The organism is Streptomyces bluensis (assembly GCF_014650715.1).
GTDB lineage: Bacteria > Actinomycetota > Actinomycetes > Streptomycetales > Streptomycetaceae > Streptomyces > Streptomyces bluensis.
Genome location: NZ_BMVM01000012.1, coordinates 134,258 through 149,080, shown reverse-complemented (window position 1 = coordinate 149,080; position 14,823 = coordinate 134,258). Strand labels below are relative to the sequence as shown.

Annotated in this window: 10 protein-coding genes; 6 read left to right on the top strand and 4 right to left on the bottom strand. The window is 71.5% G+C overall.

Annotation, left to right across the window (positions count from 1 at the left end; all coding sequences use genetic code 11):
• Positions 1–90: 90 nt before the first annotated feature.
• From nhaA to IE262_RS26890, 3 genes are all read right to left on the bottom strand, one after another.
• Entirely contained in the window at positions 91–1,497 is a 1,407-nt protein-coding gene (nhaA, locus tag IE262_RS26900) for a Na+/H+ antiporter NhaA (RefSeq protein WP_189877293.1), read from the bottom strand.
• 312 nt (positions 1,498–1,809) lie between these two features.
• Complete coding sequence (gene acs / locus IE262_RS26895) at positions 1,810–3,765, bottom strand: acetate--CoA ligase (protein WP_189877291.1); 1,956 nt, start codon at positions 3,763–3,765, stop codon at positions 1,810–1,812.
• A 398-nt stretch (positions 3,766–4,163) separates the two neighbouring features.
• A complete protein-coding gene (locus tag IE262_RS26890) occupies positions 4,164–6,524 on the bottom strand; it encodes a SulP family inorganic anion transporter (protein WP_189877445.1) in 2,361 nt (786 codons plus the stop codon).
• Between the two features lie 340 nt (positions 6,525–6,864).
• On the opposite strand from IE262_RS26890, the gene IE262_RS26885 reads away from it, so the two are divergent.
• Positions 6,865–8,163, top strand: coding sequence for a polysaccharide deacetylase family protein (locus IE262_RS26885; protein ID WP_189877289.1), 1,299 nt, complete (start codon positions 6,865–6,867; stop codon positions 8,161–8,163).
• Positions 8,164–8,198: 35 nt separating this feature from the next.
• Positions 8,199–9,023 carry a Fic family protein gene (locus IE262_RS26880; RefSeq protein ID WP_189877287.1) on the top strand — a complete coding sequence of 275 codons (825 nt, stop codon included), beginning with the start codon at positions 8,199–8,201 and terminating at the stop codon, positions 9,021–9,023.
• 393 nt (positions 9,024–9,416) lie between these two features.
• On the opposite strand, the gene IE262_RS26875 is transcribed toward IE262_RS26880, so the two are convergent.
• Positions 9,417–10,253 (bottom strand): HAD family hydrolase, encoded by an 837-nt coding sequence (locus IE262_RS26875; protein ID WP_189877285.1) that lies wholly within the window; start codon positions 10,251–10,253, stop codon positions 9,417–9,419.
• Between the two features lie 583 nt (positions 10,254–10,836).
• On the opposite strand from IE262_RS26875, the gene ssd reads away from it, so the two are divergent.
• Genes ssd through IE262_RS26855 form a run of 4 tightly spaced genes read left to right on the top strand, consistent with a single transcriptional unit; the run spans position 10,837 to position 14,778 of the window.
• Entirely contained in the window at positions 10,837–11,928 is a 1,092-nt protein-coding gene (gene ssd / locus IE262_RS26870; protein ID WP_134034788.1) for a septum site-determining protein Ssd, read from the top strand.
• The gene (locus IE262_RS26865; RefSeq protein ID WP_189877284.1) at positions 11,925–13,118 is read left to right on the top strand and encodes a TadA family conjugal transfer-associated ATPase; all 1,194 of its coding nucleotides are present in this window, start codon (positions 11,925–11,927) and stop codon (positions 13,116–13,118) included. Before ssd ends, IE262_RS26865 begins: the two co-directional genes overlap by 4 nt.
• A gap of 14 nt (positions 13,119–13,132) precedes the next feature.
• On the top strand, positions 13,133–13,975 hold the full coding sequence (locus tag IE262_RS26860) for a type II secretion system F family protein (protein WP_134035114.1): 843 nt from the start codon (positions 13,133–13,135) through the stop codon (positions 13,973–13,975).
• Positions 13,972–14,778, top strand: coding sequence for a type II secretion system F family protein (locus IE262_RS26855; RefSeq protein ID WP_189877282.1), 807 nt, complete (start codon positions 13,972–13,974; stop codon positions 14,776–14,778). Before IE262_RS26860 ends, IE262_RS26855 begins: the two co-directional genes overlap by 4 nt.
• Positions 14,779–14,823: the final 45 nt, after the last annotated feature.

The window sequence follows — 14,823 nt, the reverse complement described above, 5'->3', positions numbered from 1 at the left end:
TGGGACCGCCGTACGGAACGGGCCGTTCGCCGCGCGTGCGGTCCTTCGTACGGTCTGGGGGTGCCTGCGGTTTTGTGCGGTCCTGTCAGATCATGCCGGACCGTCGTCCCCCTCGCTTGCCCCGCCCGAGACTTCGGCAAGCCTCCGGTGCTCGGCGGCCTTGCGCTCGTAGATCTCGGCCATACGCAGGTGGTAGGCGGGGTTGTCCTGTTCGTAGATGTCGGGGATGCCGTCGAGGTCCTCGTCGCGCTCCTCCGCCTCGTACAGGGCGCGGTACTTGGCGTTCCGCACCTTCAGTAGCACGGTCGCCAGCATGGCCGCGATGAGGGAGCCGACGAGCACGGAGGCCTTGGCCTTGTCGGTGAGCTCCGGAGTGCCTTCGAAGGCGAGTTCACCGATGAGCAGCGAGACGGTGAAGCCGATGCCGGCCAGCGTGGCGACCGCGAAGACGTCCGGCCAGGAGAGATCCTCACTGAGCGAGGCCCTGGTGAAACGGGCCGTCAGCCAGGTGCCCCCGAAGATGCCGAGCGCCTTGCCGACGACGAGTCCGAGGACGATACCGAGCGTCTCGGGCTGGGTGAACACCTCGCCGAGCGCGCTGCCGGAGACCGCGACACCCGCGCTGAACAGGGCGAACAACGGCACGGCGAGGCCCGCCGAGAGAGGGCGTACGAGGTGCTCGATGGACTCGCCGGGGGAGCGGGACTCGCCCTCGCGCCTTGTGCAGCGCAGCATCAGACCCATGGCGACACCGGCGATGGTGGCGTGGATGCCGCTGTTGTACATCAGCCCCCAGATGACGAGCGCGAGCGGTACGTACACGTACCAGCCGCGTATGCCCTTCCTGATGAGCAGCCAGAAGACGATGAGGCCGACGACGGCGCCGGCGAGCGCGACGAAGTTGATGTCGGAGGTGAAGAAGACGGCGATGATCAGGATCGCGAACAGGTCGTCGACGACGGCGAGCGTGAGCAGGAAGGCGCGCAGGGCGGAGGGCAGGGAGGTCCCGATGACGGCGAGGACGGCGAGTGCGAAGGCGATGTCGGTGGCGGTGGGCACGGCCCAGCCGACGAGCGAGCCGCCGCCGATGACGTTCGTGACCGTGTAGACGAGCGCGGGCACGGCCATCCCGCAGAGCGCGGCGACGACGGGGAGCAGGGCCGCTTTCGGGTCCCGCAGGTCACCGGCCACCAGTTCGCGTTTGAGTTCGATGCCCGCGACGAAGAAGAAGACCGCGAGCAGTCCGTCGGCCGCCCAGTGCTCGATGGAGAGGTCGAGGCCGAGAGAGCCCGGCCCGATGTGGAAGTCGCGCACGGCTTCGTAACTGCTGTGCAGGGCAGGCACGTTCGCCCAGATCAGCGCGACGACCGCCGCTGCCAGGAGCAGCACACCGCCGACCGTCTCCGTCCGTAGCGCGTCCGCGACGAAGTTCCGCTCGGGCAGCGAGAGACGGCCGAGGAACTTACGGGCGCTGGTGGTGGTGCGGGGGGCGGGCATGGCGGGGACCTCCGGTCGGTGGGCAGGACGAATCACCTGCCGACCAGACTTCCCGGCGCACCTTCAGCATCTTTTCGTGTTGTTGACGGGCTTCTTACTTTACCTAACTGTGCGGGAACCCATCCATGCGCCCCCGGGCCAGGTGATCCCGCACGTCGAGCGCGGGCGCCGGGGACGCGAAAGGGGCACCCGCTGTGCCGCCGGGTGCCCCTTTCAGGACCGTACGAACCTGCCCGCCGTCGGCCGTGCTCAGCCGCCGGCCATGGGCAGTCCTCGTGGCAGTCCTCGGCCGTGCTCAGTCGCCGCCCGTGGTCAGTCCTCGCTCGGTGCTGCCGGCAGCTTGGCCTGGATCAGGTCCATCACCGTCGAGTCCGTCAGCGTCGTGACGTCTCCGAGCTGCCGGTTCTCCGCCACGTCACGCAGCAGCCGCCGCATGATCTTCCCGGAGCGGGTCTTGGGCAGCTCCGCGACCGGCAGAATCCGCTTCGGCTTGGCGATGGGGCCGAGGGTCGTGCCCACGTGGTTGCGCAGTTCGGCCACCAGGTCCTCGGTCTCCGCCGCGGTGCCGCGCAGGATCACGAACGCCACGATCGCCTGCCCCGTGGTCTCGTCGGCGGCGCCGACCACGGCCGCCTCCGCGACCGACGGGTGGGACACCAGCGCCGACTCCACCTCGGTGGTGGAGATGTTGTGGCCGGAGACGAGCATGACGTCGTCGACGCGCCCGAGGAGCCAGACGTCCCCGTCGTCGTCCTTCTTGGCGCCGTCCCCGGCGAAGTACTTGCCCTCGAAACGTGACCAGTAGGTGTCGATGAACCGCTGGTCGTCGCCCCAGATGGTGCGCAGCATCGACGGCCACGGTTCGGTGAGGACCAGGTAGCCACCGCCGCCGTTGGGCACCTCGTTCGCCTCGTCGTCTACGACGGTCGCGGAGATGCCGGGCAGCGGCGTCTGCGCGGAGCCGGGCTTGGTCTCGGTGACACCGGGCAGCGGGGAGATCATCATCGAGCCCGTCTCGGTCTGCCACCAGGTGTCCACGACCGGCGTCCTGTCCGCGCCGATGTTCTTGCGGTACCAGATCCATGCCTCGGGGTTGATCGGCTCACCGACCGAGCCCAGCACGCGCAGGGAGGACAGGTCGAACTTCGCGGGGATGTCGTCGCCCCACTTCATGAACGTACGGATCGCCGTCGGCGCCGTGTAGAGGATGGTGACGCCGTACTTCTGCACGATCTCCCAGAAGCGGCCCTGGTGCGGGGTGTCCGGCGTGCCCTCGTACATGACCTGCGTCGCGCCGTTCGCCAGCGGCCCGTACACGATGTACGAGTGGCCGGTCACCCAGCCGACGTCGGCCGTGCACCAGTACACGTCCGTTTCGGGCTTCAGGTCGAAGACGGCGTGGTGCGTGTACGCCGTCTGGGTGAGGTAGCCGCCGGAGGTGTGCAGGATGCCCTTCGGCTTACCCGTCGTGCCCGAGGTGTAGAGGATGAAGAGCGGGTGTTCGGCGTCGAACGCCTCGGGTGTGTGCTCGGCGGACTGGCGCTCCACGATCTCGTGCCACCACACGTCGCGGCCCTCGGTCCAGGCGACCTCCTGGCCCGTGCGGCGGACGACGAGGACGTGCTCCACGTTGTCCACGCGGTCGACGGCGTCGTCGACCGCGGGCTTGAGCGCGGAGGGCTTGCCGCGGCGGTAGCCGCCGTCGGAGGTGATGACGACCCGGGCGTCGGCGTCCTGGATACGGGTCGCGAGCGCGTCCGCGGAGAAGCCGCCGAAGACCACGGAGTGCGCGGCGCCGACGCGGGCGCAGGCGAGCATCGCGATCGCCGTCTCGGGGATCATCGGCATGTAGACGGCGACCCGGTCGCCGGCCTGAACGCCCAGCTCCAGCAGCGCGTTCGCGGCCTTGGAGACCTCGTCCTTGAGCTCGGCGTAGGTGATGGCGCGGCTGTCGCCGGGTTCGCCCTCGAAGTGGAGGGCGACGCGGTCGCCGTGCCCGGCCTCGACGTGCCGGTCCACGCAGTTGTACGCCACGTTGAGCTTGCCGTCCTCGAACCACTTCGCGAACGGCGGATTCGACCAGTCAAGGATCTCGGTCGGCTCCTTGGCCCAGGTCAGCCTGCGGGCCTGCTCGGCCCAGAAGCCGAGCCTGTCAGCCTTGGCCTGTTCATACGCCTCCGCGGTGACGTTGGCGTTCGCGGCCAGGTCGGCGGGGGGCGCGAACCTGCGCTCTTCCTTGAGCAGGTTGGCCAAGGATTCGTTGCTCACGACATCTCCCTTTCCCAGGGTGTCCGTTGTGTCCCAGGCCACAGCTCATCAGACCCGGACCCTCGATGACAAGGGCCGTCCGGTGAATTGGTTTAGACCTGTGGGCGGGTGGCTCCCCGGCGGGTGCCACCCATGCTCACGGACGGCGCGTGTGCGGGGTTCACCTGCCGGGGTGGGACCGGCCTCGTGCTGGGCAGGGGAGGGGGCGAAGCGACGTTGCCGGGGTCAGCCGACTGGTGTCTGCCGACCGGGGTGGTCGGCCGGGGTGGTCGGCCGGGGTGACCGGCTGGGTGTGCCGGCCGGGGTGGTCGGTTCGGGCGGCCGCAATGCGGTGCGCGGGTTCGTCCCGTCGTCGGGCCCGGGCAAGCCTTCTCCCTGGGCGTCGCGTCCTCTCGGGGTCACGCGGAACGGTGCAGATCCTCCACCACGCTCGCGTTCTCGGACGCGTCCACGTGGTCGAACACCTCCGTCCCGTCCGTGCCGGTCAGCAGATACGCCTGTGCCTCGCCCACGTGGAAGTACATCCCGTGCAGCTCCAGCGTTCTCTCCTTCAGGGCCTGCGCCACGGATTCGTGCGCCCGGAGGTGCTCCAACTGCTGGACCACATTGGTCAGGCAGAGCTGCTCGACCGCGTCGGCGGGTGCCCGCCCGGCCAGCCGCGCGCCGGGACGGCTTATGTCCGCCGCGCGCTCCAGACTGGGCCGTCCGTGCCGCAGCCACCGCTTGAGCGGCGTCCGGGTGCCCCCGGGCTCCGTTTTCAGCAGTGCCTGCATCGCTCCGCAGCCGGAGTGCCCGCACACCGTGATGGACCGCACCTTCAGTACGTCCACCGCGTACTCGATCGCCGCGGCCACCGAGTCGTCCCCGCTCTCCTCGCCGGGCAGGGGGACGAGGTTCCCCACATTGCGGACGACGAAGAGGTCGCCGGGTCCACTGGAGGTGATCATCGACGTGACGAGCCGTGAGTCCGCGCAGGTGAGGAACAACTGCGAGGGCCGCTGTCCTTCGCGCGCGAGCCGGGCCAGCTCATCGCGCACCAGTGGGGCGGTGTTCCGCTGGAAGGCGCTGATGCCGCGCGCCAGCTGCTGCCCGCTGGGCCGGCCGGAACCGCCGGTGTCTTCACCTGTCCGGTCACCCGGTGCCACGGTTCCCGGGTCCTGGCAGTGGTGGTTGCGCCAGGGCGTCCAGGGGCGGCACCGGCATCCGGAGATCTCGGCGGGTTCCGCGATACGGGTGCCCGCGCGCCCGGTGAGCTCGACGGAGCCGCCCTGTGCGGTGTGTGTGTTCTGCCAGTCCTGCAGCGTCTCGAACGCCGCGTGGTCCATGAACGAGCCGTCCAGCTCCACGACGGCTTCGGTCCCGTGGGGCACCAGGTGGAGGGCCCGGCTGAGCCGGGGCACCGCGAGGAACGTCAACTGGCCGCGTACACGTACGTAGTGGACCCCCTCTGTCTCGACGTGTGTGATGCGGGTGCGGGCGAGGCGGTGCAGGGAGACGCCGACGGCCACGGCGATGCCCAGGGCCACGCCCTCCAGGACGCCCAGGACGACGACGCCGAGCGTGGTGACGGCGTACACCAGCGCCTCTCGGTGGCGGGTGACCGTGCGGATGTGGTGCAGGGACACCATCTGGATGCCGACGGCCATCACCAGGGCGGCGAGCGATGCGAGGGGGATCAGCTCAAGGACGGGGACCATCAGCAGCGTGGCTACTACTACCCAAACGCCATGCAGCATTGTGGAGTTCCGGCTCACGGCGCCGGAGTGCACGTTCGCCGAACTCCGTACGGCGACCCCGGCGATGGGCAGCCCGCCGAGCGCTCCCGAGACGACGTTGGCCGCACCCTGGCCGAGCAGCTCACGGTCCAGGTCCGAGCGGGGCACGCCCGGCCGCCCCGCCGCCAGCTTGTCCACGGCGACGGCACCGAGCAGTGACTGCACGCTGCACACCAGTGTGATGGTGAGGACCGCGGCGACCAGACCGAGCGCCGATCCTTCGGGCATTCCGGCCAGGGCGTGGCTGCGCCAGGACGGCAGGTCGACCTTGGGCAGGCTCAGTCCTGCCAGGGAGGCTGCCGCGGTGGCCAGGGTGACGGCGACGAGTGCGGCCGGGACCCGGCGCAGCGCCTGCCCGGCGCGCCCGGGAATCCGCGGCCATGCGAGCAGCACGGCGAGGGTCAGCGCGCTTATAGACAGGGCGGCCGGACGCAGCTGTGCCAGCTGGGCGGGCAGCGCGCGGAGGTTGTCGAGGACGGCGCTCTGCGGGGTCCCGCCGAGCACGATGTGCAGCTGGGCGACGGCGATGGTGATGCCGATGCCGGCGAGCATGCCGTGCACGATCGCGGGGCTGACGGCGAGCGCCGTGCGGGCCACGCGCAGGCAGCCCAGGCCGAGCTGGGCGAGTCCGGCGGCGATGGTGATGGCGCAGGTGGCCCGCCAGCCGTATTGCTGGATGAGCTCGGCGGTGACGACGGTGAGGCCGGCGGCGGGACCGCTGACCTGGAGCGGTGAGCCGCCGAGACGTCCGGCGACGAGGCCGCCGACGGCGGCGGCGACCAGGCCGGCCTGGAGGGGCGCGCCCGTGGCGAGGGCGATGCCGAGGGACAAGGGAAGGGCGATCAGGAAGACCGCGAGTGACGCGGAGACGTCGGCGCTCGCGATGCGGAACGGACGGTGTGGGCCCGGCGGGGGGCTGTGGGGCGGATGGGTGCGCTTGGCCCGAGTCGGGTCTTCGGCGCGGGTGGGGACGCAGGCTGACATGGTTCCCGTCTCCTCCGGGGCGGCGCGGTCGCGGAACAGGTGGTCCCCGCTCTCGGGCGGGGTCGGGTCGCGGCCGTGGGTCACGGCGTACAGCGGCGGGATATCTCAACAATCAGTAAACGAATCGTAATGCAGAGTAAAGGAAGTGTGGGTCCAAAAGTGGCAAATGGGTGAGTAGATCACCCCGTCGAGTGAATGTGGATTTTCATCGGCTTGTCATACAAATTCTTTTCCGCGGTCGTGCGACTTTGTCTCCGTGAAGGAGTCGGCGCGCCTTTCGGATGGCGCGGCGAACTCCCTCACCGGGTTGCCCTGACTGAAGGAAGAAGGTGGGCCGAGGATGGACGCCACCCACAGGATCGCCGCGGGTGCCGCACTCGTCGCGGTCTGTTCCGCGGCACTCGCCGGTTGCGTGACCGGCGACACCGGCGCCCGCACCGATGGCGGGGTTCCCAGAGAAGGCGCGCACGGCCCGAAGAGGGCCGTTCCGGCGCCGGCACCCAAGGACGGCGTGCGCCTGATCGGTGACGGCTCCACCGCGTACACCGGCCCGCAACCCGGTCGGCCGGGGCAGCCCGGACCGGAGCGGCTCGCACCGGGTCGGAAGCCGCCGCAGTTCGTGGTCTTCTCGTGGGACGGCGCGGGCGAGGACAGCCAGCGGCTGTTCTCCCGCTTCCGCAAGGTGGCCAGGGCCAACAACGCGACGATGACGTACTTCCTGAGCGGCGTGTACATGCTGCCGGGCGGGAAGCGCGAGCTGTACCGGCCGCCGCAGCACGCGCCGGGCAGCTCGGACATCGGCTTCAACGACATCCGCGGCATCCGGGACACCGTGGCCCAGTTGCGTGGCGCGTGGCTGGAGGGCAACGAGATCGGGACCCACTTCAACGGCCACTTCTGTGGCCCGGGGGGTGGGGTCGACGAGTGGTCGGTGGACGACTGGAAGAGCGAGATCGCCCAGGCCAAGGCTTTTGTGAAGTCCTGGAAGACCAACACGGGCCTGGCGCAGGAGGAGCCGCTGCCCTTCGACTACGACAGGGAACTCGTCGGTGCCCGCACACCCTGCCTCGAAGGGCAGCGGAACTTCGTGCGGGCAGCCGCTGAGCTGGGCTTCCGCTACGACACCAGCGGCGTCACCGAGCAGGTCTGGCCCAAGAAGAAGGGCGGGCTGTGGGAGCTGTCGATGCAGATGGTCCCCGTCCCCGGCCGTGATTTCGAGACGCTGACGATGGACTACAACTTCTACGCGAGCCAGTCCCGGGCACGCGCCGGCGACCCGGCCATGCACACCTACTGGGGCAACCAGTACCGTGACGGCCTGCTCAAGGGCTTCGAGCGCGCCTTCCACGGCAATCGCGCGCCCCTGATCATCGGCAACCACTTCGAGTCCTGGAACGGCGGTGCCTATATGCGCGCCGTCGAAGAGACCATCAAGGCGGTCTGTACGAGGGCCGAGGTGCGCTGTGTCTCCTTCAGGCAGCTCGCCGACTGGCTGGACGCCCAGGACCCCGAGACCCTGGACAGGCTGCGCACCCTTGAGGTCGGCGAGGCTCCGGCGCGGGGCTGGAGCGCCTTCCTCGCGGGCGGAGCCGCCTCTGCTCCCAAGGGTGTCCCCGGAGCCCTGCGGCCCACCAGTTAGCTCCCGGCCCGGCGGGGGCGCGTAGGGTCGTACTCATGAGTACGACAGGCGCGACCGCCGATCCGCTGGCGGCCCTGGGGGAGCTCCCCGGGGTGGCCGAGTCCGTGGAGTCCGTGCGCAAGGCCGTGGACCGTGTCTACGGGCACCGGATCATGCGCCGCCGCAGCAACGAGATCACCTCTGAGGCGGCACTGCGCGGAGCTCGCGGTTCCGCCGCGCTGTCCGGTGCCGACTGGGTCCTGGAAGAGGTGCGTCGCCGCACGGACTTCCGGGGTGACGACGAGGCCCGGGTGACGGGCGCCGCCCTCAGGCTGACCGCCGAGGCGGGCCAGCTGCTCTCCATCTGGCGGCAGTCGCCCCTCCGGGTGCTGGCCCGGCTGCACCTGGTGGCGGCGGCCGATGACAACGCGCGCGTGGGACGTCCGCGTCAGGACGGCGAACCGGTCGACGAACCACTGGTCGAACTGCCGCTGCCGGACGCCGCCGAGGTCTCCGGCCGCCTCGAAGGGCTCGCCGAGCTGATCATCGGGGGGAGTTCGGCCCCCGCCCTGGTGACCGCTGCCGTCGTCCACGGCGAACTGCTCGCCCTGCGCCCCTTCGGCTCCCACAACGGTCTCGTCGCGCGCGCGGCCGAGCGCATCGTCCTGGTCGGCAGCGGGCTCGACCCCAAGTCCGTCTGCCCGGCGGAGGTCGGCCACGCGGAACTCGGCCGTGCCGCCTACGTCGCGGCCCTGGAGGGCTACGTCTCCGGAACCCCGGAGGGCATGGCCGCCTGGATCGCCCACTGCGGCAGGGCCGTGGAACTCGGGGCCCGTGAGTCGACCGCCGTGTGCGAGGCGCTCCAGCGCGGGGCGGCGTAGCGCCCCGGGCAGCAGAAAAGGCCCTCCTGGAGGGCCTTTTCAGGAGGTTGCGGCGGTACGAGTGCTCGTACCGCCGCTGGCATGTTCACCGGGTTACCAAGCGTCCTCTCTCTATTGCCCATCAGGCCGGGAACTGTTGCCCGTCACCTGGTGCGGCTGGCCCGTATTCGACGGGTCGACGTCGCGTGGGTGCCCGATGTTCATGCTCGGTCCGTGGGGCCAAAATGCGTTATTAAAGGTGATCCTTTCGGATCTCCTTTGGTCTCGCGGGCCGTTGAGTCCTTTGTACTCCAGCGCCCTGGGCAAGCGGAAGCCCTGGATGCACTTCTTTACTTTTGGCATCAAAGGGGTGTTAACGGGCGCCGAACGGAGCGTCGGGGCGGCCATTGAAGATCATGTGGCGGCGAGCCGACGCCGGCTCGCGTACCAGACGAGTCCGGCAGTGGCCGCCGCGGCGCCTATGGCGGCGGCTGCGACAAGGGCGGGACGCGGTGGCGCCGACAGTCGCTGCTTCAGTCGTACCGGGTGGTGGAAGTCCAGAATCGGCCACCCGCGCGCGAGGGCCTCCCGCCGCAGGGGACGGTCCGGATTCACCGCATGGGGGTGACCGACGGTCTGCAGCATCGGCAGGTCCGTGACGGAGTCGCTGTAGGCGTAGCAGCGCGCCAGGTCGTACCCCTCGGACTCGGCCAGTTCCCTGATCGCCTCGGCCTTGGTCGGGCCGTACGCGTAGTACTCCACTTCGCCCGTGAAGCAGCCGTCGTCGCCCACGACCATGCGGGTCGCCACCACGCGGTCCGCACCGAGAAGTTCCCCGATCGGCTCGACCACCTCCGCGCCGGATGTGGAGACGATGACGACATCGCGCCCGGCGGTGTGGTGCTCCTCGATCAAGGAGGCGGCCTCGTCGTAGATGATCGGGTCGATCAGATCGTGAAGGGTCTCGGCGACGATCTCCTTCACTTGCCGGACGTTCCAGCCGCGGCACAGCGAGGACAGGTACTCGCGCATGCGCTCCATCTGGTCGTGGTCGGCGCCGCCCGCGAGGAAGACGAACTGGGCGTATGCGGTTCGCAAGACGGCTCTGCGGTTGATCAGGCCGCCTTGGTAGAACGACTTGCTGAACGTGAGCGTGCTCGACTTCGCAATGACCGTCTTGTCCAGGTCAAAGAAGGCTGCTGTGCGGGGCAAGGAGTGGTTTTCCACGGCCTGAGCATATGCGCCCACCATTCGGGCTAGTGTGGGGCGCGTGGGTTTGCCTGAGAAGGCTCTCGGGTACACCATGGAAGTCACGGATCGTTCGCGACCGTGCTAACCCGGTCCGACTCCTCCCCCCCCCGAGTCGGCCGTGGGGACGACCCCCGCTCTCCCCCCCGGCGGGGGTCGTCGCATGTCCGGGCGGGTTTTCCCTCTCTCACACATGATCGCCCGGCCCTCTCGTGGCCGCATGCGACCCCGCCGCCTGAGCACATGATCCGTCACTGTCTGTAGTCGTCAGGCTGCGTTGGGGAAGTCGCGCAGAGGTCGCCTGTATGGGTGACGGCGATATTCACAACCCCTGTGTTGTCCACAGTTTTCGACCAAGATCCACATGATTTCCGGGATCGCTGCACCGTGATTCAAGCGCGCACCGCTCGCGGCGAGTTCATGGCCGGATCGGTTTGTCGGTGCGCGTTTGGCCGGCTCCTGTCGGCCTTGCATATGGAGGCCGGTCCGCCGGTTCTCCACAGGGGACTTCCCAGGGGCGCGAATCGCGGGGCCGAAGAGGGCCGCGCGGGCGCCGCGCAGGAAACAGCGAAGGGGGCTGGAGATCGTGGCGGGAGCCATCGTGAACCAGGTGCCGCCCGCCGCCGAAGGGCGGCAGGGCAGGCCGTTGATCGTCACCGAGGACGTGGAACTGCTGGACGACCTGCTGCGCCTGTGCGCGGCCGCGGGCGCCAGACCGGAGGTCCACCACGGAGTGCCGGAGGGCAGGGGCCGGTGGGAGGCGGCGCCGCTCGTCCTCGTCGGCGACGACGCGGCACGGCGCGTACGAGGCGCCGCGCGCAGACGAGGGGTGGTGCTGGTCGGCCGGGACCAGGACGACTCCGGGGTCTGGCGGCGAGCCGTCGAGATCGGCGCCGACCACGTGCTGGTGCTGCCGGACGGCGAGCAGTGGCTCGTCGACCGCATCGCCGACGTGGCCGAAGGCGTGGGCAGGCCCGCCCTGACCGTGGGAGTGATCGGCGGCCGGGGCGGTGCCGGAGCGTCCACCCTGGCCTGCGCGCTGGCGGTCACCTCCGCGCGGCAGGGCAGGCGCACCCTCCTGGTGGACGCGGATCCGCTGGGCGGCGGACTCGACGTCCTCCTGGGCGGCGAGGCTGCCGAGGGACTGCGCTGGCCTGCGTTCGCCGCCTCGCGCGGCCGGGTCGGCGGCGGAGCCCTGGAGGAGTCGCTGCCCGAACTGCACTCCCTCCGGGTACTCAGCTGGGACCGCGGCGACGCCGTCGCCATCCCACCCCAGGCCGTGCGAGCGGTCCTGGCCGCCGGCCGGCGGCGCGGCGGTGCGGTGGTCGTCGATCTGCCGCGCCGCATCGACGAAGGCGTCGCGGAGGCCCTCGCCCAGATCGACCTCGGTCTGCTGGTGGTCCCCGCCGAGCTGCGCGCGGTCGCCGCGGCCGCGCGGGTGGCGTCCGCCTTCGGGATGGTCCTGCGCGATCTGCGGGTGGCCGTGCGGGGCCCCTACGCGCCGGGCCTGGACGACCGCGAGGTGGCACGGCTGCTCGGACTGCCACTGGCCGGCGAAGTGCCCGCCGACACCGATCTTCTGGACGGCGCCGCACCCCCGGGAGGAGCCCCGCGCGGACCACTCGCGCGTTTCTGCACGACCTTCTGGGAGCGAGCGGTCGGAGGTGAGGCCGCATGAAGGGCGGCTGGGACCCGGCGGCGGGGACCGAGACCGATTGCGGGCTGCTGGACGGTGTCCGGCAGTGGCTCGCCGAGAGCGGCTCCGAACCGACACCCGCGCGCGTGGCACAGGCGTTGCGGGAGCGGGGACGGGTGCTCGGGGACGCCGAAGTCCTCGGCGCGGCCGAACGGCTGCGCTCCGAACTGATCGGCAGCGGGCCACTGGAACCGCTGCTCGCCGACCCTGAAGTCACCGACGTCCTGGTGTCGGCGCCCGACCGGGTATGGGTGGACCGGGGCGGCGGCCTGGAGCTGACGGAGGTCTCCTTCCCGGACGCGGCGGCCGTACGACGACTCGCGCAGCGCCTGGCAACGGTGGCCGGCCGCAGGCTCGACGACGCGCGCCCGTGGGTCGACGCACGCCTTCCCGACGGCACACGCCTGCACGCGGTGCTCCCACCGGTGGCCGTGGGCTCGACCTGTCTGTCCCTGAGGGTGGTACGGCCGCGGGCGTTCACCCTCGACGAACTGGTGGCGGCGGGGACGGTACCGCCGGGCGGCGACCGAGTGCTGCGGGCCCTGATCACCTCCCGCCTGTCGTACGTGATCAGCGGCGGCACCGGAACGGGCAAGACGACGCTGCTGAGCGCCCTCCTGGGCCTGGTCGACCCGGGCGAGCGGATCGTGCTGGCCGAGGACTCGGCGGAGCTGCGCCCCGGTCATCCGCACGTGGTGCGGCTGGAGGGAAGACCCGCCAACCAGGAGGGCGTGGGGCTCGTCGAGCTCCAGGACCTGGTGCGGCAGGCGCTGCGAATGCGGCCCGACCGGCTGGTCGTCGGCGAGGTGCGCGGGCCCGAGGTCGTGTCGTTGCTGGCCGCCCTGAACACGGGGCACGAGGGCGGCTGCGGCACCCTGCACGCCAACGCGGCGGACCAGGTGCCCGCCCGGCTGGAGGCACTCGGCACGGCCGCAGGGCTCGACCGGGCGGCGCTGCACAGCCAGTTGGCGGCCGCGCTGTCCGTGGTCGTCCATCTCGTCCGGGACCGGGACGGGCGGCGCAGGATCGCCGAGGTGCACGTGCTGGAGCGGGATCCGTCCGGGCTGGTGGTGACGGTGCCCGCGCTGCGGTGGGGTGCCGAGGCGTTCGCGTACGAGCGGGGCTGGGAGCGGCTGCGAGGGCTGCTCCGGGAAGGGAGCGGAGCGCTGTGACGGGGGGCGACGAGATGTCGGCCGGGCTGACCGGGGCGGCCCTGGTGTGTGCCGGGGCGGCGGCCTGGCTCCTGGGCGGACCGGGTACCGGGACACGGCGGGCGCAGCTGCTGCTTGCCGGTGGTGGGGCGGTGGGACCGCCGCCCTGGGAGAGGGCGGCCCTGCGCCTGCGGCGGCTGCCGGCCGAGTGGTGGGCGCCGGTGATCGGGGTCGTGATCGGCGTGCTGGGCGGGTCCGTGCTGCCGGTGCTGGCCGGTGCGCTCGGAGTGCCGCTGCTGCGCCGGTTGCGTCGGGCCCGGGAGACACAACGGGCGGGCGAGCGGCGCGGTGACGCCGTGATCGCGCTCTGCGGGGCGCTCGCCGGAGAGGTTCGCGCCGGTCGGCAGCCGGGTGAGGCGTTACTGCGGGTCGCCCGGGACTCGGGCGGGCTCGGCGAGGCCCAGTCGGTGGTGCTGGCGGCCGCGCGGTTCGGCGGGGACGTGCCCGGCGCTCTCGTGGACGCGGCACGGCAACCGGGCGCCGACGGACTGCTGGGGCTCGCCGCGTGCTGGCGGGTGGCCGTGGACCGGGGCGCGGGGCTAGCGGCCGGACTCGACCGACTGGAGGGCGCCCTGCGCGCCGAACGGGACCAACGGTCCGACCTGCGCGCCCAGCTGGCAGGCGCCCGGTCCACGGCCGTGATGCTCGCCGGGCTGCCGGTGCTCGGCCTGCTGCTGGGCACCGCGCTGGGCGCCGACCCGCTGCACGTGGTGCTGCACAGCGCCGCCGGCCTGGGCTGCCTGCTGGTCGGCGGAGTGCTGGAGGGCGTCGGCCTGTGGTGGGCGCTGCGGATCGTACGGGGGGCGGAGGCGGCATGAGCACGGACGTTGTCCACAGGCTGGGGGTGCTCGTGTGCGGGGCTCTGGGACTGTGGTGGCTGGTCCGGTCCCTCGACACTGTGCGGCGCGAACGGAGGCTGCGAAGACGGCTGGGCGCCGTGCTGCTTCCGGAGGCTGTGCCGTCGGCGCGGCGGCAGGTGGTGCGGGAGACCGTACGGCGGTGGCTGCCGGTCGCCGGGGTGGTGAGCGCCGGGTGGGTGCTGGTCGGAGGCCTCACGGGGCTGGCGCTGGGGCTGACCGCCGGAGGCGGGTTCTGGTGGTGGCAGCTGCGGCACCGGCACCGGGCCACCGGGTCCGCGGGAAAACCGCCGGACGGGGAGTACGACCCGGCCCGAGTGGCCCGTCAACTCCCGCTCGCCGCCGACCTGCTGGCAGCGTGCCTCGCCGCCGGAGCCGGCCCTGCCGTGGCCGCGCGGGCCGTGGGCGAAGCCCTGGGAGGGCCCGTCGGAGAGCGGCTGGATCTCGGTGCGGCACAGGAGCGGCTCGGGGGCGAACCGGCCGAGGCGTGGCGGGCGTTGGCCGCGCTCCCCGGTGCCGGCCCCTTGGCGCGGCTCCTGGAACACGCCGACGAGTCGGGGGTGCCCGCCGCGGCCCCGGTGGCCCGGCTGGCGGCCGAGGCCCGCGCCGCGTGGGCACGCGCCGCGACCGAGCGGGCGCGCCGCGCCGCCGTCATGGTCACCGCACCCGTGGGGCTGTGCTTCCTGCCCGCGTTCATCGCGATCGGGGTGCTGCCGGTGGTGATCGGGCTCGCGGACGGGCTGCTGGGAGGGGGCGGCGAATGACGGGATGACAGGCGACGACAGCACAAGCGGCAGCAGAAACGACAG

Excerpts from the sequence above, each read along its gene's own strand:
- nhaA (WP_189877293.1), bottom strand. The coding sequence starts at position 1,497 with ATGCCCGCCCCCCGCACCACCACCAGCGCCCGTAAGTTCCTCGGCCGT.
- IE262_RS26890 (WP_189877445.1), bottom strand. The coding sequence starts at position 6,524 with ATGTCAGCCTGCGTCCCCACCCGCGCCGAAGACCCGACTCGGGCCAAG.
- IE262_RS26885 (WP_189877289.1), top strand. The coding sequence starts at position 6,865 with ATGGACGCCACCCACAGGATCGCCGCGGGTGCCGCACTCGTCGCGGTC.
- IE262_RS26880 (WP_189877287.1), top strand. The coding sequence starts at position 8,199 with ATGAGTACGACAGGCGCGACCGCCGATCCGCTGGCGGCCCTGGGGGAG.
- IE262_RS26875 (WP_189877285.1), bottom strand. The coding sequence starts at position 10,253 with ATGGTGGGCGCATATGCTCAGGCCGTGGAAAACCACTCCTTGCCCCGC.
- IE262_RS26865 (WP_189877284.1), top strand. The coding sequence starts at position 11,925 with ATGAAGGGCGGCTGGGACCCGGCGGCGGGGACCGAGACCGATTGCGGG.
- IE262_RS26860 (WP_134035114.1), top strand. The coding sequence starts at position 13,133 with ATGTCGGCCGGGCTGACCGGGGCGGCCCTGGTGTGTGCCGGGGCGGCG.
- IE262_RS26855 (WP_189877282.1), top strand. The coding sequence starts at position 13,972 with ATGAGCACGGACGTTGTCCACAGGCTGGGGGTGCTCGTGTGCGGGGCT.